The sequence below is a fragment of the Streptomyces sp. NPDC001858 genome (genome assembly GCF_053594615.1).
The window spans coordinates 38,894-61,437 of sequence record NZ_JBSFEV010000028.1 but is presented as its reverse complement, the minus strand read 5'-3'; the positions used below and the strand labels follow the sequence as shown (position 1 = coordinate 61,437).

General features: G+C 74.9%; 12 protein-coding genes. 8 read left to right on the top strand and 4 right to left on the bottom strand.

The window, feature by feature from the left end:
- Positions 1-12 precede the first annotated feature (12 nt).
- The 3 genes from ACWCPF_RS31365 to ACWCPF_RS31355 form a co-directional block, all read right to left on the bottom strand.
- The gene (locus ACWCPF_RS31365) at positions 13-1,209 is read right to left on the bottom strand and encodes a serine hydrolase domain-containing protein (RefSeq protein ID WP_451048475.1); all 1,197 of its coding nucleotides are present in this window, start codon (positions 1,207-1,209) and stop codon (positions 13-15) included.
- Positions 1,210-1,432: 223 nt separating this feature from the next.
- Positions 1,433-2,704: an amidohydrolase family protein gene (locus ACWCPF_RS31360; protein ID WP_451048474.1), complete on the bottom strand. Its 1,272-nt coding sequence runs from the start codon at positions 2,702-2,704 to the stop codon at positions 1,433-1,435.
- On the bottom strand, positions 2,698-3,714 hold the full coding sequence (locus ACWCPF_RS31355) for a CoA transferase (RefSeq protein ID WP_451048473.1): 1,017 nt from the start codon (positions 3,712-3,714) through the stop codon (positions 2,698-2,700). Before ACWCPF_RS31355 ends, ACWCPF_RS31360 begins: the two co-directional genes overlap by 7 nt.
- Before the next feature lie 136 nt (positions 3,715-3,850).
- Between ACWCPF_RS31355 and ACWCPF_RS31350 the strand changes: the two genes are divergently transcribed.
- From ACWCPF_RS31350 to ACWCPF_RS31315, 8 genes are all read left to right on the top strand, one after another.
- Positions 3,851-4,810 carry an enoyl-CoA hydratase/isomerase family protein gene (locus ACWCPF_RS31350; protein ID WP_451048472.1) on the top strand — a complete coding sequence of 320 codons (960 nt, stop codon included), beginning with the start codon at positions 3,851-3,853 and terminating at the stop codon, positions 4,808-4,810.
- A 556-nt stretch (positions 4,811-5,366) separates the two neighbouring features.
- The gene (locus ACWCPF_RS31345; protein WP_451048471.1) at positions 5,367-12,464 is read left to right on the top strand and encodes an SDR family oxidoreductase; all 7,098 of its coding nucleotides are present in this window, start codon (positions 5,367-5,369) and stop codon (positions 12,462-12,464) included.
- Positions 12,465-12,508: 44 nt separating this feature from the next.
- Positions 12,509-16,939, top strand: coding sequence for a beta-ketoacyl synthase N-terminal-like domain-containing protein (locus ACWCPF_RS31340; protein WP_451048523.1), 4,431 nt, complete (start codon positions 12,509-12,511; stop codon positions 16,937-16,939).
- Positions 16,936-17,283 carry an acyl carrier protein gene (locus ACWCPF_RS31335; protein WP_451048470.1) on the top strand — a complete coding sequence of 116 codons (348 nt, stop codon included), beginning with the start codon at positions 16,936-16,938 and terminating at the stop codon, positions 17,281-17,283. The genes ACWCPF_RS31340 and ACWCPF_RS31335 overlap by 4 nt, the downstream gene beginning before the upstream one ends.
- A gap of 3 nt (positions 17,284-17,286) precedes the next feature.
- Positions 17,287-18,102, top strand: coding sequence for an alpha/beta fold hydrolase (locus tag ACWCPF_RS31330; RefSeq protein ID WP_451048469.1), 816 nt, complete (start codon positions 17,287-17,289; stop codon positions 18,100-18,102).
- The gene (locus tag ACWCPF_RS31325; RefSeq protein ID WP_451048468.1) at positions 18,099-19,298 is read left to right on the top strand and encodes a glycosyltransferase; all 1,200 of its coding nucleotides are present in this window, start codon (positions 18,099-18,101) and stop codon (positions 19,296-19,298) included. Before ACWCPF_RS31330 ends, ACWCPF_RS31325 begins: the two co-directional genes overlap by 4 nt.
- Positions 19,295-20,362 carry a class I SAM-dependent methyltransferase gene (locus ACWCPF_RS31320; protein ID WP_451048467.1) on the top strand — a complete coding sequence of 356 codons (1,068 nt, stop codon included), beginning with the start codon at positions 19,295-19,297 and terminating at the stop codon, positions 20,360-20,362. The genes ACWCPF_RS31325 and ACWCPF_RS31320 overlap by 4 nt, the downstream gene beginning before the upstream one ends.
- Before the next feature lie 100 nt (positions 20,363-20,462).
- Positions 20,463-21,404: an alpha/beta hydrolase gene (locus ACWCPF_RS31315; protein WP_451048466.1), complete on the top strand. Its 942-nt coding sequence runs from the start codon at positions 20,463-20,465 to the stop codon at positions 21,402-21,404.
- A 66-nt stretch (positions 21,405-21,470) separates the two neighbouring features.
- Here the strand turns inward: ACWCPF_RS31315 and ACWCPF_RS31310 are convergent, their stop codons facing one another.
- Complete coding sequence (locus tag ACWCPF_RS31310) at positions 21,471-22,541, bottom strand: Ldh family oxidoreductase (RefSeq protein WP_451048465.1); 1,071 nt, start codon at positions 22,539-22,541, stop codon at positions 21,471-21,473.
- Positions 22,542-22,544 lie beyond the last annotated feature (3 nt).

Sequence of the window (22,544 nt, the reverse complement as noted above, 5' to 3'; positions counted from 1 at the left end):
ACGGCCGGCCGGTCAGTCCGCCAGCGGATACTCGGGGGCCAGCAGGTCCGCGATCCGCTCGGTGATCGTCTGGGCGTTGTTGCCGGCGGGGGCGTCCGGGCCGACGGTCGTCGACACGGCGATGGACAGCCGCTCGTGCGGCTCGTACGCCATCACGGCCGCGTACCCGAAGAAGGACGGGTTCTGCACCACCCAGCCGTTCTTGACGACGACGCCGACGCCGAAGTGGAAGTCCTCGGTCATCGGCAGACAGACGGTGGCCGGACAGGTGTCCGTCGGCTGTCCGAGGCCGACCGTGCCCGGGTTCAGCTGGGTGCGGTGGGCGCGCCGGGAGAGCAGCTCGCCCGCGCCGATGCCCTGGCCGGAGCGGGCGAGGTCGCAGATGTCCTGGGTCAGGATCGCGCCGGGGGCGGTGGTCCAGGACGGGTTGAAGTAGGTCGACTCCTCGTAGGTGCCGCGCTCGTCGTCGTAGGCGTGCAGGACGGGACGCGGGATGACCGCGGTGTCGTTGTTGCGGGTGTTGCGCAGATCGAGCGGCTTCAGGATCCGCTCCTCGAGCAGCTGCTCCAGCGGGGTGCCGGTGATCTTCTCCAGGGCCTGGCCGAGGAGGACGAAGTTGGCGTGCGAGTAGCTCCAGTTGGTGCCGGGCTCGTACCACAGGGGGTGGCTGAGCGAGATCCCGACGACCTCCTCGGGCGTCCAGTGCTGCCACGGGTCTGCGTAGAGCTTCTCCAGGAAGACCGGGTCGGTGACGTAGTCGTGCAGGCCGGAGGTGGAGTCGCCGAGCATGCGCAGGGTGATCTCGTCGCCGTGCGGGAGGTCGGGCAGCCAGCGCGACACCGGGTCGTCGAGGCGGACCTTGTGCTCGTCGACGAGCTGGAGCAGCACGGTGCCCATGAAGGCGATGCCGACCGAGCCGGTGCGGAAGTGCATCGCAGGGGTGGCCGGCACGTCCGTCATGGACTCGCCGACCGCGCCGGTGACGAGTTCACGTCCGTCGACCGTGACCTTGACGAGGGCGGCCTCGAGATCGAGTTCCTGCTGCGCCTGACGGACGATGTCCATGACCTGCCGCGCCCGGCCCTCGGGGTTACGGGTGGCGGTGCACGCCTGGTCGTGGTGTTCGGGGGCGGCCGCGGCGACCGCCGTCTGGAGTGTCGAGGCGAGGAGAGCGGCGGCGCACAGGACCGCCGTACGGGTACGGGTCATATGCGCACTATGGGCTGATCTTCACACCGGCTCCGACGCCAACACTCCGGACACCGTCACCCCGGACCCGTACGGAGGAGTTGGCCTGACGGCCGCATCGGTCTGACCTCCGCGACCTGCCGCGGTCCTTCGCGACCCGGTGTCCTTCCTCGCCTCGGACCGGGCCGGGTTCATCAAGGGGCAGGTGCTGGGGGTGGACGGCGGCTACAGCGTGTGATGGCGACTACTGCCGGTGAAGCGCCCGGCCCCCGACATAGGCGGCCCGTACGACGTCGGCGGAGAGCGCGTCGAGCGCCTCGCGCAGGGGCGTGTGGAGCAGGCACAGGTCGGCGTCGGCGCCGGTCTCCACCCGCCGTACGAGCGACGGCCGTTCGGGGCGGCCGAGGAACATCCGCAGCGCGGTCCCGGGCGGGACGGCCTCCCCGTCGTCGCGCCGCACCGCGGCCCGCATCACGGCCCACGGGTCGTGGGTGCCGTACGGCGCGTCCGTGCCCGCGGCGACCGGGATGCCGGCCTCGGCCAGGCTGCGGCAGCGGTAGAGGTGCGGCCGGTCGTCCGGGTGGACGTCGGTGGCGTAGGCGTGGGCGCGTTCCACGGGGAAGTGCGGCTGGGTCACCACGGTCACGCCGAGCCGCCGGATCCAGTCGACGGTCTCCGCCGGGACGACCGCCGCGTGCTCGATGCGGTCGCCGCCGACCGGGCCGGCCTCGTCCAGCGCGAGCAGCGTCACGAGCAGCTGCACCCGGGTCACGCAGTGCACGGCGACCGGCCGAGGACGCAACTGCGCGACGGTCACGGCGAGTTCGGCCGGCGTGGGGAGGGTGGGGTCGTCGAGCACGAGCTTCGTCGGCGGGTCGACGCCCATCACGAGCAGCCTCTGGGGCAGCACCGACAGGGTCTGGGCGAGGCCGGGCCCGGGGTGTGGGTCGGCGTTGGTGAACCCGGTGACGCCGAGACGGGCGGCGCGCCGCCCGACCCCTTCGAGGTCGAGCGGTGTGGGCGGGACGAGGTGCCGCAACCGTTCGTCCGCCCGCCAGAAACGCCCGTTGTGCGGCCCGTCCGAGTACCGATCCCCGTCGAGGCCGGTCGCGTGCAGGGCGGCGCTGTTCAGGAACCACATCGCGCCGCTGCGGTGCTGGACGCGCACCGGCCGGTCGGCGGCCACGGCGTCCAGCGCCCACCGATCGAGCTCCCCGGCGACGCTCTCGTGGTAGCCGGTGGCCCGGACCCACTCCCCCGGCTCCCCGGCGCGCAACGCCGCCGCGAACCCGGCGCGGCCCTGCACCTCGGCGGGGCCGACCCGCACCGAGGCCGGCTGCGCCGCGAGGGCGGCCAGGTGGATGTGATGGTCGTGCAGGCCCGGCAGCAGCGCGCCGCCCCGCCCGTCCACGTCGACCGGCCCGGCCAGTCCCCGCCCGAGCTCCACGACCCGCCCGCCCGCGACCCGGACGTCGACCCGGCCACGGCCCGCCACCTCCACGTCCCGGATCAGCACGACCGCACCCGGTTCGGCGCAGGTCCGCGCCCCGTGCCCGCCTCGGCGAGCGCGGCCGCGCAGGCGGTCATGGACACGCACAAGAGGTCTCCGCCTCCGGCGGCCAGCGAGCGAGCGGCGGCGTGGGCGGCGAACAGGCCGGTGACGGGGTCGGCGAGGGCGTCGCCGAGGAACACCGGGTCGCCGTGCCGGTCGCGGCCGGTCAGTCCGGCGGCCACGGCCGCGTCGTCGCCGAAGGCGATCCGGTCGTCGTCGCGGCCGTACCCGGTGATGCTCACCCAGACCCGTCCGGGACGGGCGGCGAGGAAGTCTTCGGCACGGATGCCGAGCCGGCGCAGCGCCCTCGGCCGGGAGGCCTCGATGACGATGTCCGCCTCGTCGACGAGCGCGGCGAGGGATCCGGTGGCGAAGTCGAGGACGCGGCTCTCGTGTCCGTCGTGCAGCCACCGGTAGAAGTCGGGGTGTCCGAAGCGGGCCCCGTCGGGCCGGGTGGCGCTCTCCGCCTTGACGACGCGGGCCCCGGCCAGGCCCAGCAGCCGGGCGCACAGCGGTCCCGCCCACAGTGCGGAGAGGTCGACGACACGAAGACCGGGCAGCGGGCGCACGAGGCGCTCGCCGTGGCGCTGCGCGCGTACCGGAGCGCGATCGGCCCCGGCCGAGCCGAGCCCGGCGGCGGGGATTCCCAACAGCTGGGCCTGTTCGGCGAGTTGCCGCGCCTCTACACCCCGAGCCGCCGTGGCCAGGTCGGCGCCCTCGGCCCCCAGGAGGGCCAGCAGGGCGGGCAGGGCGGCGGTGTCGTCGGGGCGGGCCAGGTTGACGGCGGCCCAGCCGTCGGCGGTGGCGAGCAGCCGGCAGGAGCCGCCCGCGGAGGTGCGGCCCGGCGGCCCGAGACCGGCCAGCCGGGCCCGCAGGAACAGGGCGGTGGGCAGGTCGACGGGAACGCCCGTGAGGGCGGTGAAGTCGCGCACGGCCGCCGCGAGGGGGCCGAGGCGCGGGGCCACGGCATCCATCCAACGGTCTTCGCCCGTCTGACGGCCTTCGAGTGTCCGGCGGTCTTCGGGCGTCCGGCGATCTCCGAGAGAGGCGTTCTTCATTCAGTGAACACCCTTCTCTTCGCAGGTCAGGCAAGATTACACTCCGGTGGTCATGGAGCCGCCGTTCGTGCTGGTCGACCTGGACGTCGACTTCGACGTCGCCCTCGACCGCACCGCAGCGCCGGAGCCGCCCCCGTCGGCGGACCGCGTCCTGGTGGGAGTGGCGGCCGAACCGCGTCCCGTCTATGGGCAGTTCGACGTTCTCCTCACCAACGTCCCGGATCCGCCGCGGCCTTGGGTGGGGTGCGTGGATCCGTACGCCGCCGCCCGCGAGCTGCGCGAGGCCGTTGCCCGGCAGCCGGCCGCCGCCGTCGCACTGGTTCAAGTCCTGCGCATGGGGGCGGCGTTGGGCCCGGCCGAACGGCTGGTCGTCGAGTCACTCGCCTACTCGACGCTCCAGGGCGGCAGGGGCTATCGCGCCTGGCTCGCCGACGCCCGGCCGCGCGTCCCGCGCCCGGCCGCCGAGCCGGTGCTGCTGCGTCGGGACGGCGAACTGCTGACCGTCACCCTGAACCGGCCCTGGGTGCGCAACGCGTTCGACGCCGCCACCCGCGACGCGCTCTGCGAGGCGCTGGAGGTCGCCGTGGCGGATCCCTCCGTCGCCCGCGTCGAGCTGCGCGGCGCGGGGCCGGTGTTCTGCAGCGGGGGCGATCTGGCCGAGTTCGGTACGTCCAGGGACCCCGCCGAGGCGCATCGCGTGCGTGTGGCGCGCAGTCCGGCCGCGTTGCTCCAGCGGTGCGCGGCGAAGGTGACGGCCCGTCTGCACGGGCCCTGTGTGGGTGCGGGCATCGAGCTGGCGGCGTTCGCGGGGCGGGTTTCCGCCACGCCGGACACGACGGTCCGGCTCCCGGAGATCGGGATGGGCCTGATCCCGGGCGCGGGCGGCACCGCGAGCCTTCCGCCGCGCATCGGCCGTGAACGCACCGCCTGGCTGGCGCTGTCCGGGGTCCCGCTCACCGCGTGGGAGGCGGTCGGCTGGGGGCTGGTGGACGAGGTCGAAGCCACCGGGTGACCACGTAGCCAAACCGGTCGACGACCTCCCGAGGACCGGCTTGACTACGTAGTCATTCCAGTCTTGGCGGCAGCCCGGCCCGCGTCAAGAGCTGTCTCACCGGACGGCCGGAAGCCATGAGGGTTGCCATGTCGACAAGCCTTTCCCGGTCACTCCGCGGCGGACACACAGAATTTTCCCAGCGGCCCGCGCGATGCCGGGAATGCGAGAGCCAAGTCGGACATGCGGTTTAAGGAACGTATTTCCTGCGGTCATTCACGTTTCCACCATGTGAGTGGAGAGTGAACGGGACCACTCGCGAAAGGAATTCAGCCGATTTCCTACGCCCTGGCCCTCCGTCCGCGGCTGACCGAATCATAGCGGCTGCATACCGGCCGACCGTTCGAACGTTGACCAGTGAGTAACAAGCGCACTACCTTTCAACGCGTTTCGAGCACGCGCTTTAGAACGGCGTTCCGCGGTGGACCTCCCTTGACCCTCCCCGCCGGAATCCGGTGAGCCGCCATTGCTGTCCCGAACCCCCCACCGTGCTGTCTGACCCTTGATTCGGAGAATCATGACGTCCGCTGTGCGTTCCGAGGACATGATCATCGGCATCACACCATTCGGCGAACCCGACGCCGGGCTCGCGCTGGCGGTCGGCCGGGCCGGCGGGCTAGGCGTGCTCGACCTGGGGTCCGGCGACCGAAGAACGCGGGAGGCCCTCTCCCGCCTGCGCCGCGCGTCGCCCGGCGCCTTCGGCGTCCGGGTCGACGCACACTGCCGGCTCACCCCCGCCGACCTGGAGCCGTACGGCCCGCACACGGTGATCCTCACGACGGCCGCAGCCCGGCCGGCGGCGGAAGCCGGAGATACCGCAGCCGCCGGCGCCGGAGCTGCCCCGGATTCCGCCGGTGCCGCAGATTCCGTCGGCGCCGCAGATTCCGTCAGGGCACGCCGGCCGATCGCCGAGCTCGTGGCGCACCACCGCGTGCTGGTGGAGGTCACCGACCTGGCGGGCGCGCGGGACGCGGTGCGCGCCGGGGCGCACGGCCTGATCGCCCGGGGCGCGGAGTCCGGCGGCCGGATCGGCGAGCTGAGCACCTTCGTGCTGCTCCAGCAGCTCCTCGCCGCCCCCGAGGTGAGCGTGCCGGTGTGGGCGTGCGGCGGCATCGGCCCGCACACGGCCGCCGCCGCGGTGGCCGGCGGGGCGGCCGGGGTCGTCCTGGACAGCCAGCTCGCGCTGCTCGCCGAGTCGGCGCTGCCCGAGTCGGCCGCGGCGGCGCTGCGCACCCTGGACGGCTCGGAGACCGTCGTCCTGGCCGGTCACCGCGTTCTGCTGCGGCGCGGCCCGGACGCGCCGCGGATCGCGGAGGACGCCGGACCGGAGACGGTGGCGGCGCTGCTGGGCGCGCAGGATCCCCGCACCCAGCTGCTTCCGGTGGGCCAGGACGGCTTCCTCGCCGCCCGGTTCGCCGAGCGCTGGGGCGATGTGCGGCGGACGGTGCGCGGGCTGCGGGACGCGGCTCTGCACGCCCTGCGCGACGACACGGCGGGCCGGGCGCTGCGGGCCGGGTCGCCGATGAGCCGGGCGCTCGGGACCCGGCTCCCGGTCGCGCAGGGGCCGATGACCCGGGTGAGCGACGGGCCCGCGTTCGCCGCGGCGGTGGCGGCGGACGGCGCGCTGCCGTTCCTGGCGCTGGCTCTGGCGGACGGCGCGCGGACGCGCACGATGCTGGCCGAGACCCGGGACGCGGTGGGCGGCCGTCCTTGGGGCGTGGGCGTCCTCGGCTTCGCACCGGAGGACGTGCGCACCGCCCAGCTGGAGGCGGTACGGGAGCTGCGGCCGACGCACGCGATCATCGCGGGCGGACGGCCGTCCCAGGCGCAGGCGTTGGAGCGGGACGGCATCCGCACCTTCCTGCACGTGCCGTCGCCGGGCCTGCTGCGGCAGTTCCTGGAGGCCGGGGCGCGCCGGTTCGTGTTCGAGGGCTCGGAGTGCGGCGGACACGTCGGACCGCGCGCCTCCTTTCCGCTCTGGGAGGCCCAACTCGCCGTCCTGGAGGACTTTCTGGCGGGCCGCGGGGCCGATGACGTCGAGGTGTTCTTCGCGGGCGGTGTCCACGACGAGCGGTCGGCCGCGATGGTCGCCGCGCTCGCCGCGCCGCTGACCGCGCGCGGGGCGGCCGTCGGCGTGCTGATGGGCACCGCGTACCTGTTCACCGAGGAGGCGGTGGCGCACGGCGCGATCCAGCCGCTCTTCCAGCGGCAGGTCATGGACGCCGAGCGCACCACGCTCCTGGAGTCGGCGCCGGGGCACGCCACGCGTTGTGTGCCGAGCCCGTTCGCCGCCGACTACCGCGACCAGGAGGTGCGGTTACGCGCCGAGGGCGTCCCGGACCGGCGGATCTGGGAGGAGCTGGAGCGGCTCAACGTCGGCCGGCTGCGCCTCGCCAGCAAGGGGACGACCCGGGACGCCGACGGGACCCTCGCCGCCGTCGACGAGCAACGCCAGCTCGCCGAGGGGATGTTCATGGCCGGCGAGGTGGCCGTGCTGCGCTCGGCGATCACTACGGTCGCGGCGCTCCACGAGTCCGTGACCATGGGTGCGGACGAGCATCTCGCCTTGCGTGCAGCCGAGTTAGGACTACCGGGCGAAGCGCGGGAGCCGATCGCTCCCGCCCCCGCGCCGCTCGACATCGCCGTCGTCGGCATGGCGTGCATGTTCCCGCAGGCGCCCGACCTTCCGACCTTCTGGGCGAACGTCGTCGGGGGCGTGGACGCGGTCGGCGAGGTCCCGCCCGACCGGTGGGACCCGGCCGTCCACCACGGGGAGTCCACCCCGTCCAAGTGGGGCGGCTTCCTGCCCCGCATCCCGTTCGACCCCCTGCGCTACGGCATTCCGCCCGCGTCCCTCGGCAGCGTCGAGCCGGTGCAGCTGCTGTCCCTGGAGGCCGCGCGGCGCGCACTGGAGGACGCCGGATACGGGGACGGGGGACGGGAGTTCGACCGCTCCCGCACCTCCGTGGTGTTCGGCGCGGAGGCCGGCAGCGACCTGTCGAACGCGGCGACGCTACGCGCGGTGCTGCCCTCGTACTACGGGAAGGTCCCGGCGGGCCTGGACGACCAGCTCCCGCAGCTCACCGAGGACTCCTTCCCGGGCATGCTCGCCAACGTCATCTCCGGGCGGATCGCCAACCGCCTCGACCTCGGCGGCGCCAACTACACCGTCGACGCCGCCTGCGCCTCCTCGCTGGCCGCGGTGGACGTCGCCTGCAAGGAACTGGTCGGCGGCACCTCCGACACCGTGCTGTGCGGCGGCGCCGACCTGCACAACGGCATCAACGACTACGTCCTCTTCTCGTCCGTGCACGCCCTGTCGCCCACCGGCCGCTCCCGCGCCTTCGGCGGCTCGGCGGACGGCATCGCGCTGGGCGAGGGCGTGGCCTGCGTCGTCCTCAAGCGGCTCGCGGACGCCGAGCGCGACGGCGACCGGATCTACGGCGTGATCAAGGGCCTGGGCTCCTCCAGCGACGGCCGTTCCCTCGGGCTGACCGCGCCCAGACCGGAGGGCCAGCGCTCGGCCCTGGAGCGCGCCTACCGCAACGCGGGCGTCTCCCCGGCCGACGTCGGACTGGTCGAGGCGCACGGCACCGGGACGGTCGTCGGCGACCGCACCGAACTGCGCATCCTCAGCGAGGTGTTCGGCGAGGCGGGGGCGCGGCCGGGCGGCTGTGTCATCGGTTCGGTGAAGTCGCAGATCGGCCATACGAAGTGCGCCGCCGGACTGGCCGGGCTGATCAAGACGCTGCTGGCTCTGCACACCGGCGTCCGGCCGCCCACGCTGCACGTCCAGGCCCCCAACCCGGCCTGGGACGCGGCCGACAGCCCCTTCGCCTTCCATGCGCAGGCCCGCCCCTGGGCCGTGCCCGCGGCGGAACGGGTCGCGGGAGTCAGCGCGTTCGGCTTCGGCGGGACCAACTTCCATGTGGTGCTGAGCGCTTACGCCGACGGCGTGCCGCCCGTGCGCGGACTGGACGCCTGGCCGGCCGAACTGTTCGTCTTCCGCGGCCGGGACGAAGCGACGGCCCGCCGCTCGATGGAGGAGCTCCTCAAGGCGGCGCAGGCGGAGGGCGGCCCCTGGCGGCTGCGGGACCTGGCGCTCGCCGCGGCACGGCGGTCGGACGCGAGCGGGGATCCGGCGCGGCTCGCGATCGTGGCGTCGGACGTGGCCGACCTGATCGAGAAACTGCGCCGGGCGCTGACCGACCCGGCCCAGGACGGTGCGCCGCGGGGCGTCCACCGCGCCGGAGCCGACCAGGAAGCCGCCCCCGGCGAGGCCAAGGTCGCCTTCCTCTTCCCCGGCCAGGGCAGCCAGCGCACCGGCATGCTCGCCGAGCTGTTCGTCGCCCTCCCCGAGCTGCGCCCCTACCTGGAGCTCGGCCGCGCCCACGCCGACGCCCTGTACCCGCCCAGCGCCTTCGACGACGCCGTACGCGGTCGGCAGCAGGCCGCGCTGACCGACACCCGGGTCGCGCAGCCGGCCCTCGGCATCGCGGGCCTCGCCGCCCACGCCGTGCTCACCGCGGCCGGGATACGCCCCGACATGGCCGCCGGACACAGCTACGGCGAGCTGGTCGCCCTCTGCGCGGCCGGCGCCGTGACGCCCGAGACGTTGCTCGAACTCAGCTCGGAGCGGGCGACGGCGATCCTCGAAGCCGCGGGAGAGCGGGGAAGCGATCCGGGGACCATGGCCGCCGTCTCGGCGGGCGCGGCGGAGACGGCGCAGGCGCTCAAGGCGGCGGCCGCACCGGACTCCGTCGTCATCGCCAACCGCAACTCGCCCGAGCAGACGGTGATTTCGGGGCCGTCGGCCGATGTCGCCGAGGCCGTGCGGCTGCTGCGCGAGGCCGGTCTCGGGGCCAAGCGCATCCCCGTCGCCTGCGCCTTCCACAGCCCGCTGGTCGCCGGGGCCGGCGACCGGTTCGCCGGGGCGCTCGCCGAACGCCCGGTGCACGCACCCGAGTTCCCGGTGTGGTCCAACCGCACGGCCGCCCCCTACCCCGCCGACGCCGACGCGGTACGCGCCGAGCTCGCCGCCCAGATCGGCGCCCCGGTCGCCTTCGCCGAACAGATCGAGGCGATGTACGAGGCAGGGGCCCGGGTCTTCGTGGAAGCCGGTCCCGGGTCGGTGCTGACCCGGCTGGTCGGCCAGATCCTCGGCGACCGCCCGCACCGCACGGTGGCCTGCGAGCCCCGGCCCGGCGGCGGACTGCGCGACTGGCTCGACGCCCTGGCCGCGCTCGCCGTCGCGGGGCTGCCGGTGCGCACCGGGTGGCTGCTGCGCGGCCGGGACGCGGTGGACGCGGTGCGGACCCCCGTGCCCAAGCGGCCCGGCTGGACGGTGGACGGGCAGTTGGTCCGCACCGCCGCCGGCGCCCTCCTGCCCGGTGCGCTGGCACCGGCCCGCCGAGTCGTGGAGACCCCACAGACCCCACAGACCCCACAGACCCTGCACACCCTGCAGACCCCGCAGACCCGGGAGACGACTGTGACGACGAACCCCCCGCACGGCGTCCCGTCCGACCAGCGGGACGCGATCGTCGCCGAATTCCTGCGCACCAGCCGGGAGATGATCGCCGCCCAACGGGACGTGCTGCTCGCCTACTTCGGGTCCGCCCCGGGCGCGCAGCCCGCCCTGCCCCCGCCGGCGGCACCGCAGGTGATCCAGGCGGTCGCCCAACTCCCCTCCCCGCACACGGAGATGGCGACCCCGATACCCACTGCCCCGGTACCCGCTGCCCCCGTGCCCGCTTCCGTGGAACCCGCCGGGACGGTCGACGTCCAGCAGGTCGTCCTGGAGATCATCAGCGAACGCACCGGCTACCCGATCGACATGATCGAGCCCGACCTCGATCTGGAGGCGGACCTCAGCATCGACTCCATCAAGCGGGCCGAGATCGCGGGCGAGCTGGCCAAGCGCCTCGGCGCGGGGGCCGACGCCGACCTGGCCGCGATGGGCGACGACGAGCTGGAGGAGCTGGCGAAGGCGCGCACGGCCGCCGCGGTGACCGACTGGCTCACCGCCCGGCTCGGCGCACCGGCCCCCGCACCGACGGCCGGGGAGCCCGCGCCCGTCGCCGCAGCCGTCCCCCACCAGGTCACGGAGCAGGACCCGCAGACGATCGTCCCCCAGGAGGTGACGGGTGAGCCGCCGCGGCGGCACGTGCTGCGGCCGGTCCCGCTCGACGAGCCCGCCGACCGGCCCGCCCCCGCCGCCGTCCTGTCCGGCGCCCGCTGGATCCTCCTCGGGGACGCCCCCGAGGCCGCCGCCCGTCTGGTGTCCCACGGCGCCGACGTCGTCGTACGCGCCCCTGATCACGTCCTGACGGAGGCGGACGGGCCGGTCGACGGCGTGCTGTGGCTCGGGGCCCTCGCCGGCGCCGACGACACGGCCGTGCTGCCCGACGCGTTCCCCGTCCTGAAGGCGGCCCTGGCGCGCGGCCCGCGGCGGCTCCTCGCCCTGCGGGCCGCCGACGGCGAGACGCCCGACGCCCGGACCGCGGGGCTGCGCGGCCTGTTCCGGACCGTGGCCCGCGAGTACCCGGAGACGCTCGCCCGGGTCGTCGAACTCGCCGACGCCTCGCCGTCGGCCGTCGCGGACGCCGTCGTCGCCGAGGCCCTCGCGCCGGACCGCACCCCGGTCGTGCTGCGCACGGCGGCCGGCCGGCACGGCTTCGAGCTGGTCGAAGCGCCGCTGGGCGCCCTCGGCAGCACGGGCGCCGGACCGGCCGGGGACGGAGTCGCGGAGGCCGCCGCGCTCGGCCTGGACCAGGACTCGGTGGTGCTGCTGGCCGGCGGGGCGCGAGGCATCACCGCGCAGTTCGCCGCCGCGCTCGCCACCGCCTCCCGCTGCCGCCTGGAACTGCTCGGCCGCACTCCGGCGCCGGACGCTCCCGAGGACGCGGACACCGCGGCCGCGCGGACGCCGGCCGAGCTGCGCGCGGCGCTCGCCGCCCGGGGCGGCGGGAAGCCCGCGGAGATCAACCGGGCGGCCGAACTCCTGTTGGCCCAGCGGGAGATCAGGGCGACCCTGGCCGAACTCACCGCGCTCGGCAGCCGGGCCCGTTATCGCTCGGTCGACTTCCGGGAGCCGGCGGCGGTGCTCCAGGCGGTGAAGGAGATCCACGCCGAGCACGGCCGGCTCGACGGCGCGGTCCACGCGGCCGGGGTCATCGAGGACAAGCTGATCGCCGAGAAGAGCGCCGAGTCCTTCCAGCGGGTCTACGGCACCAAGGCGACCGGCGCGGACGCCCTGCTCACCGCGCTGGAGGAACTGCCCGCGCCGCCCGCGTTCACCGTGCTGTTCGGCTCGATCTCGGGCGTCCTGGGCAATCGGGGCCAGGTGGACTACGCGGCCGCCAACGACGCGCTGGAGACCCTCGGCGCGGCCTTCGCCGCCCGCACCGGGCGGCGCGCGGTGACCGTGCACTGGGGCCCGTGGGCGCCCTCGGCCGCGCACGCCGGCATGGTCGGGGTGGAGCTGGCCCGCGAGTACGCCCGCCGCGGCATCCGGCTGATCGACCCCGAGGAGGGCACCGCGGCGCTGCTGCGGGAGCTGGCCTGGGGCGAGGAGTCCGCCACCGCCGTCGTCTACACCGCCTCGGGCTGGTGAGCCAGTCGGTGACGGCGCGTCAGACTCCGGTCGCCATCGTCGGGATGGCGGTGCTGCTGCCGGGGGCCGCCGATCTGGACGCCTACTGGCGCAACCTGCGCGACGGCGTGGACGCGATCGGCGAGGTGCCGGACGGCCGCTGGGACGCCGAGTTCTACCGCCCCGGCACCGCCTCCGAACCGGCCGTCGCCGACCGCGTGTACGCGCGGCGGGGCGGGTTCGTGGACGAGCTGGCGCAGGTGGAGGTCACCCGGTTCGGGATCATGCCGAACTCGGTGGCCGGGACCGAGCCCGACCAGCTCATCGCCCTGCATGTGGCCGCGGCCGCCGTCGAGGACGCCGGGGGCGTGGACCGCCTCCCCGACCGGGGGCGGGTCGGCGTCGTCCTCGGTCGGGGCGGCTACCTCACCCCCGGTCTGGTCCGACTCGACCAGCGGGTCCGCACCGCGGGCCAACTCGTGCGCACCCTGGGCGAGTTGCTGCCCGATCTGACCGGTGCCCAACTCGACCTCGTGCGCACGGCGTTCACCGAGCGGCTCGGTCCGGACAGCCCCGAGTCGGCGATCGGTCTGGTGCCCAACCTCGCCGCGTCCCGGGTCGCCAACCGGCTCGACCTGCGGGGCCCCGCGTACACCGTGGACGCGGCCTGCGCCTCGTCGCTGGTCGCGGTGGACCAAGCGGTCGGCGAGCTCGCCTCCGGGCGCTGCGACCTGATGCTCGCCGGGGGCGTCCACCACTGCCACGACATCACCCTGTGGAGCGTCTTCTCCCAGCTCCGCGCGCTCTCCCCCAGCCAGCGCAGCCGCCCCTTCCACCGGGACGCCGACGGCATCCTGATCGGCGAGGGGACGGGCGTCGTCGTCCTGAAACGGCTGTCCGACGCCGAGCGCGACGGCGACCGGATCTACGCCGTGATCCGGGGCACCGGCGTGGCGAGCGACGGCCGGGCGGCCGGGCTGGTCAACCCCGATCCCGGCGGGCAGGCGCAGGCGGTACGGCAGGCCTGGCGGGCGGCCGGGCTCGATCCCGCCGAGCCCGGCTCGGTCGGTCTGCTGGAGGCGCACGGCACCGCGACCCCGGCCGGCGACGGAGCCGAACTGGCCACACTGGCCGAGGTGTTCGGCGGGCCCGGGGACGGCGACGCGGTCCTGGGGTCGGTGAAGTCGATGATCGGGCACACCATGCCCGCCGCCGGGGTCGCCGGACTGGTCAAGGCCGCCCTCGCGGTCCACCACCGCACGCTGCTCCCGACGCTGCACTGCGACGACCCGCACCCCGCCCTGGCCCGCACCCGGTTCCGCACCCTGGAGAAGGCGACCGACTGGGAGACCGCCGCGGGCCGGCCCGTGCGCCGGGCCGCCGTGAACGCGTTCGGGTTCGGCGGGATCAACGCGCACGTGGTGCTGGAGGAGGCGCCGGGCGCACGCGTCGCCCGCGCGACCGTGCCGGCGCCGAAATCCCCGACGCTGGAAGTCGCCGAGCCCGAACGGGTGTTGCTGCTCGCCGCCGACTCCCCCGCACGCCTCGCCGCCCTCCTGGAAGCCGACGACAGCGCCCTACGGGCCGCCGGACTCGACGCCGCCCGGCCGCACCCGGACGCGGGCCCGGCGCGCCTCGGCATCGTCGACCCGACCGCCAAGCGGCTCGCCCTGGCCCGCCGCGCGGTCGCCAAGGAGCGCGCCTGGCACGGCCGCAGCGACGTCTGGTTCCGGCCGAGCCCCCTCCTGGGCGCCGGCCGGGGCGGCCTCGCGTTCCTGTTCCCCGGCCTGGAGGGCGACTTCACTCCTCAAGTCGACGACGTGGCCGTCCACTTCGGCCTGCCCGCCCTGTCGGTCGACGCGGGCCGGGCGGGCGACGTCGGCCGGCACGGGTTCGGCGTCGTCGCCGTGGGCCGCCTCCTCGACGCGGCGCTGCGCCGCAGCGGGATCGTGCCGGACGCGGTCGCCGGGCACAGCGTGGGCGAGTGGACGGCGATGGCGGCGGCCGGGATGTACTCCGGGGACGAGGTCGACGCGTTCATGGCCGGCTTCGACCCGGACTCCGTGACGGTCCCCGGGCTGGCCTTCGGCGCGATCGGCGCGTCCGCCGAGCGCGTCCTGACCGCCCTGCGCGAGGAGGGCGACACCGGGTCGGGCGTCGTGCTCTCGCACGACAACGCGCCCGGCCAGTCGATGGTGTGCGGCCCCGAGGCGGCGGTGGAGACGTTCGTGCGGGCCTTTCGCGCGCAGGGCGTGCTCAGCCAGGTGCTGCCGTTCCGGTCCGGCTTCCACACGCCGATGCTGCGCCCCCATCTCGGCCCGATCGAGGAGGCCGCCCACCGGTTCCGGCTGCAGCGGCCGCACACCCCGCTCTGGTCGGGGACCACCGCCGCGCCCTTCCCCGCGGACGAGGCCGGGATACGGGCGCTGTTCGTGCGGCATCTGCTGGAACCCGTCCGCTTCCGGCAGTTGACCGAGGCTCTGTACGCGGCCGGTCACCGGGTGTTCGTCCAGGTCGGGCCCGGTCAGCTCGGCTCCCTGGTGGGCGACACCCTCGGCGGCCGGGACCACCTGGTCGTCGCCGCCAACTCCCCGCACCGCACGGGCCTCGCCCAACTCCGCCGGGCGGCCACCGCGCTGTGGACGGCGGGAGCTGCGGTGGCACCGGCCCCGGCCGCCGCCACCGCGGCCAAAGCGCAACGACCTTCCGTTCGCCTGGACTTGGGCGGAGCGCTGGTGTCGCTCCCGCCGGAGAAGCTGGCCGAACTGCGCGGGGTACTGCGCCCTCGCACCGCGACCGCAGGCCCCTCGCCACTCGACGCGCTCGTCGAACGCTCCCCGGTGGCAGCCGAGTTGAGCGCGCTGCTGCGGGAGACGGCGGACACGGCCGCGGCTCTTATGACCGCCGCCCCGGCCCGGCCGGCCCCGCTCGCCCCGCGCCGCATCACCTTCCAGGTGTCCCCCGACACCATGCCGTACCTCCTGGACCACTGCTTCTACCCCCAGCGCCCCGGCTGGCCGGACGTCGCCGACCGCTGGCCGGTGGTCCCGGCGACGACGATCGTGCAGCACATCGTGGACACGGCCGCCGCGACGGCCCCCGGCACCGTGCCGGTCGCCGTGCACGGGGCCCGGTTCGAGGAGTGGCTCACCGCCACCCCGGCCGTCGACGTGCCGGTGACGGCGACTCCCGAGGGCCCCGACCGGGTGGCCGTCTCCTTCGGTCCCCGGGCCCGCGCCACGGTGCGGCTCGCCGCCGCCTACCCCGCCCGGCCCCCCGCCCCCTGGACCACCGATCCGGCGACCGAACGCACCCCCGACCACACCGCCGCCCAGCTCTACGCCGAGCGCTGGATGTTCCACGGCCCGGCGTTCCAGGGCGTCACGGAACTCACCGCGATCGGCGACCGGCACGTGCGCGGGGTCATCACCACGCCGCCCGCGCCCGGCGCGCTGCTGGACAACGTGGGCCAGATCCTCGGCTACTGGATCATGGCGACCCGTACGGAGCGGACCGTGGTGTTCCCGGTCGGGATGCGGGAGATGCGCTTCCACGGGCCGCATCCGACGCCGGGGACCGAGGTGGGCTGCCTGGTGCGGATCAGCTCGCTCACCGACGCGTTCCTGGAGGCCGACGTCCAGCTCACGGTCGGCGGCGCGGTGTGGGCGGAGCTGTACGGCTGGCAGGACCGCCGCTTCGACAACGATCCGAAGACCCGGCCCGTCGAGCGCTTCCCCGACCGCAACACGCTGTCCGAGTCCCGGCCGGGCGGCTGGCAGCTGCTGCACGAGCGCTGGCCGGACCTGGCCTCCCGCGAGCTGATCATGCGCAACTCGCTGGGCGGGGTGGAGCGTTCGGAGTACGCGCGGCACGCGCCGCGCGGACGCCGGCAGTGGCTGCTGGGCCGGATCGCGGTCAAGGACGCGGTGCGCCGGTGGCTGTGGGACCAGGGCGAGGGCCCGGTCTTCCCGGCGGAGCTGCGGGTGCGCAACGACGAGGCGGGCCGCCCGTACGTCACCGGTGTGCACGGCCGTGAACTGCCCGCGCTGGACGTGTCGTTGGCCCACTGCGCGGAGGCGGGCGCGGCGATCGTCCGGCCGCACACGCCGGGCCCCGGTCCGGGGATCGACATCGAGGAGGTCGCCGACCGCGCCCCGGAGACCCTCGCGACCGCGCTCGGCCCGGAGGAACTGCGGCTGCTGCACCGGCTGTCGGCGGACACCGGCGACTGCGAGGCCCTGTGGTTCACCCGCTTCTGGACGGCGAAGGAGGCCGTCGCCAAGGCGGAGGGCACCGGATTCGGCGGCAGGCCACGGGACTTCACGGTGCTGGACGCGGCACGGTCCGGCGACCGGCTGACCGTCTCGGGCCGCCTGGAACGCGCCTACGACGTGCACTGCGCCCCGGCCGCCAACCCGCCCCGGCTGCCGGACCGCGCCTACGTAGTGGCATGGACGACGGGACCCCCGACCACGAAGGAGCACGACGCCCGATGACCTCTCCCACGCCCCACACCCCCGTCACCGGCGACGAGCCGCCGGTCGCCGCCGACCAGGAGTCCGTCCTCGCCGATCTCAGCGGCATGCTCGCGCGGCTCCTGGAGGACGAGTACGGCCTCGACGACGTCGAGATCGGCATGCGGACGACCTTCAACCGCGATCTGGAGCTGGAGAGCATCGACCTGGTCACCCTGGCCGGTCTGCTCCAGGAGCGGTACGGCGACCGGGTCAACTTCGCCGAGTTCCTGGCCGGCATGGAGTTCGACGAGATCATCGAACTGACCGTCGGACGGCTCGTCGAGTACGTCGTGACGAGTCTGAAGGCCGCGGAGGCGAGCTGAGTCATGGCGATGGTCGACACCGGCGCGGTCCGGTTGCACGTACAGCGGCTCGGCCCCCGGGAGGGCCGGCCGGCCACCGCCACCGTGGTGCTGGTGCACGGTCTGCTCACCGACAGCCTGGCCAGCTACTACTTCACCGTCGCGCCCGCGTTCGCGGCGGCCGGTCTCGACGTCGTCATGTACGACCTGCGCGGCCACGGGCGCAGCCAACGCCCCGCCGAGGGCTACACGTTGGACGACAACGTGGACGACCTGGCCGCCCTGCTCGACCGGCTGGCGGTGACCGGTCCGGTGCATCTGGTCGGCAACTCCTACGGCGGCACGATCGCGTTCGGCTACGCGGTCCGGCATCCGGGGCGGGCGGCGAGCGTCGGTCTCATCGAGTCCGAACCGGCCACCCCCGCCTGGGCGGTGAAGCTGGAGGACATCCTGAGCCGGGTGGTGACGCAGCTCGCCCACAGCGAGTCCGAGACCATCGACTGGATCGCCGCCCATCGCGGCCACCACACCGCCCGCCTCGCCAAGGGAGCGGCCCGTCTGGTGCGCGAGACCTCCCTCTGCCTGGACATCCCTGCCAGCCGGGTGCTGACGGAAAATCAGATCGCGTCGGTGAGCTGCCCGGTGCTGGGCGTGTTCGGCGGCGACTCCGACCTGGCCGAACTGGCGCCCTGGCTGGAGACGGTGCTGCCCGACTGCCGGACCGTGCTGATCCCGGGGCACGAGCACTCGGTCCTGGTGGAGGCGCCGGGGACGGTCGGCGGACACATCCTGTCCCTCGTCGACGGGGTCGGGCGGCTCACGGCGGAGGCGGCCGGGTGAGCCGATTCCTGTTCGTAGTACCGCCGTTGGTCGGCCACATCAATCCGACGGTCGGCGTCGCCGCCGAACTCACCGCGCGGGGACACGTGGTGGCGTGGGCGTGCTCCGACCCGGAGCCGGTCCTGCGGCTGGCGGGTTCCGGGGCCGGGGCGGTCTTCGCGTGCGGCGGGGCTCCGCGGGGCGAGCGGCCCGCCGACCTGCGCGGCCCGGAAGCGCTGAAGTTCCTCTGGGAGTGGTACCTGTTGCCGCTGGCCGAGGCGATGGCGCCGGGGGTGCGGACGGCCGTCGAGGCGTTCCGCCCGGACGTCGTCGTCGCCGACCAGCAGGCCTTCGCCGGTGCGCTGGTCGCGGAGCGGCTGGGGCTGCCGTGGGCGACCTCGGCGACCACGTCGGCCGAGTTCACCGACCCCCTGTCCGGGCTGCCCAAGGTCCGGCAGTGGCTGGACGGCCGGCTGGCCGGGCTCCGGGCGGCCGTCGGGGATCCGGCGGGCACCGCCGACCCCCGCTTCTCGCCGCATCTCGTCCTCGCCTTCAGCACACCGGAGTTGGCGGGCGACTCGCGCGAGGGGATCAGCTGGGTCGGGCCGTCGATCACGGCCCGCCCGGCCGCGTCCGACTTCCCCTGGCAGTGGCTCGACGCGTCTGGCGACACTGCTCGCCCGACCGTGCTGGTCACGCTCGGAACGGCCAACACCGACGTCGGCGGCCGGTTCCTCGACGTGTGCCGCAGCGCGCTGCGGGAGCGGGCCGACCGGGTGCAGGCGGTGATCGTCGACCCCGGCGGCACGCTGGAGCCGGACAAGGACGACGGCGGGAGCGGCACGGCGGACAAGGACGTGCTCGTCGTGCCGTCCGTGCCCCAACTCGCTTTGCTGAAAAGGGGAGTCGGGGCGGTCGTCTGCCATGCCGGGCACAACAGCGTGTGCGAGGCGCTGTGGCACGGGGCGCCGCTCGTGGTGGCCCCCATCCGCGACGATCAGCCGGTGATCGCCGGGCAGGTCGCGCAGGCGGGGGCCGGGGTGCGGGTGCGGTTCGGCCGGGCCGGCGCACGGCAGGTGGGCGCGGCGATCGACGCCGTCCTGGACGACCCCGGACACCGCCTCGCGGCCGACCGGATCCGCAAGGCGTTCCGCGCCGCGGGCGGCGCCGGCGCGGCGGCGGACCGACTCGACGAGCTGGCCAGGGAGTGCAGATGAGCGATGAGACCAAGCCCGCCGAGCGGATCGCCGCACTGCGTCCCGGCTACCAGGCGGACATAGCCGCCGGCCCGGACCGCCTCTTCGAGCCCCGGCGCACCGACTGTCCCTGGTGCGGATCGCCGGAGCTGACCACCCGGCTGCGCACCACCGATCTGCTCCAGCACAAGCCGGGCCGCTTCGTCCTCGACCGCTGCGGCGGCTGCGGGCACACCTTCCAGAACCCCCGACTGAGCGCGGCGGGGCTGGAGTTCTACTACCGGGACTTCTACGACGGACTGGGCGAGAAGAAGCTCGGCGACACCTTCGGGGGCCGGACGAAGATGTACCGGGGGCGGGCCGAGTCGCTGCTGCCGCACGACGCCGCGCCGAAGACCTGGCTGGACGTCGGCACCGGGCACGGTCACTTCTGCGCGACCGCCCAGGGGGTGCTGCCCGACACGACGTTCGACGGCCTCGACTTCACCGACGGCGTCGAACTCGCCCAGCGGGAGGGCCGGGTGGCGCACGGCTACCGGGGCGACTTCCCCGACCTCGCGCCCGAACTGGCCGCCCGTTACGACGTGGTGAGCATGTTCCACTACCTGGAGCACAGCAACGACCCGGACCGGGAACTGCGCGCCGCCCGCGAGACGGTACGGCCCGGCGGCCATCTCCTCATCGAGGTACCGGACCCCGAGAGCCGATACGCCCGGCTCCTGGGCCGCTGGTGGCTGCCCTGGCTGCAGCCGCAGCACCTGCACTTCGTGCCGGTGGCCAACCTGCGCGAACGGCTCGCGCGGCTGGGCTTCACCGTGGTGGCGGAGCAGCACGCCGCACCGCACGACCCGGTCGATCTGCTGGCCGCCGTCTGGCTGGCGCTGGACCACGCGGCGCCGCGCGAGGACGCGCCGTGGCTGCCCGAGCCGCCGAACGCGCTGCGCCGCGCGGTGCGCGGGGCGCTGCTGCTCGCCGGGATTCCGGCGCTGATCGCGGGCGCCCTGCTCGACCGGCTCGCGGTGCGGCCGCTGTCGCACCGGCTGGGCCTGTCCAACGCCTACCGGATCGTGGCCCGGCGCGAGTGACGCACGGGTGCGCATCCGGGTCGCTCCGTGCTAGCTTCGCCCCGTTCCCATCATCAGGAATCCTGGCGATTGACGGTACGGCTCGACGAACGGAACGCGTATGTCCATCCTGGCCAGACCGGCGGTGGCCGCCCTCGCCGCCAAGACGTTGCAGGGCCTCACCGGGCTGGCGAGCCGACGCTCCGGCGGCCCGGGCTCGGCGGCCGCCTGGCAGGCCCGCTTCCCCGAATACCCGCGCGATGTCAGCGAGTTGACGGTCCCGACCTCCGTCGCCCCGGCCCCGGTCACGGTGTACGCGCCGCCGGCCGGGACCGCGACGCGCCCGCCCGTGCACATCAACTTCCACGGCGGCGGCTACGTCATCTCGGCGCCGGAGGTGGACGACGCGCTGTGCCGGTTCCTGGCCGTCGAGGCGGGCGTGGTCGTCGTCAACGTCAAGTACGTCGTCGCCCCGCAGCACCCGTTCCCGGCGCCGACCACACAGGCGTACGACGTCGTGCGCTGGGTGGCCGAGCACGGCGCGGAGCACGGCTGGGACGGCGGGCGGCTCACCGTGGGCGGGCAGAGCGCCGGCGGCGGACTCACCGCGGCGGTGGCCCGGCAGTCGCTGGAGCAGGGCGGCCCCACGCCGGCGCTCCAGGTGCTGCACTATCCGCCGCTGGACCTCGCGACCCCCGCGAAGGCCAAGAAGGCGGCCGTCGCCAAGCCGCTGCTGCGGCCGTGGATGGGCGAGATCTTCGACACCTCCTATGTGCCCGACCCGCGCGAGCGCGTCCACCGGCTCGTCTCGCCCGCGGGCGCCGCGGACACCGCCGACCTCAAGGGCATCGCCCCGGCGCTGGTGATCACCGCCGAGTACGACCTGCTCCGCAACGAGGCGGCGCGGTACGCCGAGCGCCTCGGCACGGCCGGTGCGCTCGTCGAGCACCACGAGGTCGACGGCGCCGACCACGGCTACGACACCAAGGACGACGAACGGGCCCGCGCCACCTACGCCCTGATCGCCCGTCACATCAGACAGGCGACCGCCGCGGCCTCCTGAAGGGAACCGGGAGGAACCGGGGGGAACCGGGAGGGACGCCCCGAGCGGGTCCCCCGCGCGCTCCCCCTACCCGGCGGTTTCCGGGAGGGCGACGCCCAGCTGTCCGGCCCGCTCGGCGAGGTCGCGCCAGACCTTCGGCGCCACGGGGATGCCCTTGTCCGCGCGGCCGTCGGCCACGGCGGCGCTGCGCTCGCCGGGGTAGAACACGCCCTCGGCGTCGTCCGCGACCGGCAGGCCCTTGAGCGTGTCCAGGGTGGCGTCGACGGCCTCGGCGAACGCGTCCGCGCCCCCGAAGGCCGCCGGGTCGACGGCGATGAGCAGCGCGTTCTGCCGGTGCGCACGGCCGTCCGGGTCGTCCGAGTGGAACGACGCGAAGATCGGCGCGCCGACGAGCACGCTGGTCAGCAGCTCGAAGGCCAAGGACATGCCCGAGCCCTTCGCCCCGCCCAGCGGCAGCGGCATGACCGCCTGCTCCGGGTCGGTGGTCGGGGTGCCGTCCGCGGTGGCCGCCGCGCCCGCCGGCAACGGCGTGCCGCTCGCCTTCGCCTGGCGGATCCGGCCGAGGGCGATGGTGGCGGTGGCCATGTCGAGCAGCAGCGGGGCGTGCGCCGAGGATGCGGCGGTCGGTACGGCGATGGCGAGGGGGCTGGTGGCGACCGCCGCGCCCTTGACGCCGGTGTACCCCATGTTCGGCATCCCGGCGACGAACCCGAGCCCGATCATGCCCTGTTCGGCGATCTTCGACACGTAGTAGCCGATGGCGCCGGTGTGCACGGTGCGCCGGACCCCGACGGAGGCGATGCCGGTCGTCCTGGCCCGCCGTACCGCCTCCTCGGCGGCGGCGCTCAGCGCCACCGGACCGGGGGCGCGGTCGGCGTCGAGGACGGCCGCGGCCGGGGTCGTCGACTCGATCTTGATCTCGGCCTGCGCATGGGCGACGCCCTTGGCGAGCAGATCCAGGTAGGCGGGGATCCGGGCGATGCCGTGCGAGTCGACGCCCCGCAGGGCCGCCCACACGAACACGTCGGCGGTGATGCGGGCGTGCTCGGCGCTCAGACCGCCCTTCTCCAGGAGGGCGGCGGAGAAGGACCGCAGGTCCTCTGCGGGCACCAGGACTTTGGGGGGTGTGGCGGACATGAT

What these genes read in the sequence shown, in the direction of transcription:
- ACWCPF_RS31365 (WP_451048475.1), bottom strand. Translation starts at nt 1,209, where the DNA reads ATGACCCGTACCCGTACGGCGGTCCTGTGCGCCGCCGCTCTCCTCGCC.
- ACWCPF_RS31355 (WP_451048473.1), bottom strand. Translation starts at nt 3,714, where the DNA reads ATGGATGCCGTGGCCCCGCGCCTCGGCCCCCTCGCGGCGGCCGTGCGC.
- ACWCPF_RS31350 (WP_451048472.1), top strand. Translation starts at nt 3,851, where the DNA reads ATGGAGCCGCCGTTCGTGCTGGTCGACCTGGACGTCGACTTCGACGTC.
- ACWCPF_RS31345 (WP_451048471.1), top strand. Translation starts at nt 5,367, where the DNA reads ATGACGTCCGCTGTGCGTTCCGAGGACATGATCATCGGCATCACACCA.
- ACWCPF_RS31340 (WP_451048523.1), top strand. Translation starts at nt 12,509, where the DNA reads ATGGCGGTGCTGCTGCCGGGGGCCGCCGATCTGGACGCCTACTGGCGC.
- ACWCPF_RS31335 (WP_451048470.1), top strand. Translation starts at nt 16,936, where the DNA reads ATGACCTCTCCCACGCCCCACACCCCCGTCACCGGCGACGAGCCGCCG.
- ACWCPF_RS31330 (WP_451048469.1), top strand. Translation starts at nt 17,287, where the DNA reads ATGGCGATGGTCGACACCGGCGCGGTCCGGTTGCACGTACAGCGGCTC.
- ACWCPF_RS31320 (WP_451048467.1), top strand. Translation starts at nt 19,295, where the DNA reads ATGAGCGATGAGACCAAGCCCGCCGAGCGGATCGCCGCACTGCGTCCC.
- ACWCPF_RS31315 (WP_451048466.1), top strand. Translation starts at nt 20,463, where the DNA reads ATGTCCATCCTGGCCAGACCGGCGGTGGCCGCCCTCGCCGCCAAGACG.
- ACWCPF_RS31310 (WP_451048465.1), bottom strand. Translation starts at nt 22,541, where the DNA reads ATGTCCGCCACACCCCCCAAAGTCCTGGTGCCCGCAGAGGACCTGCGG.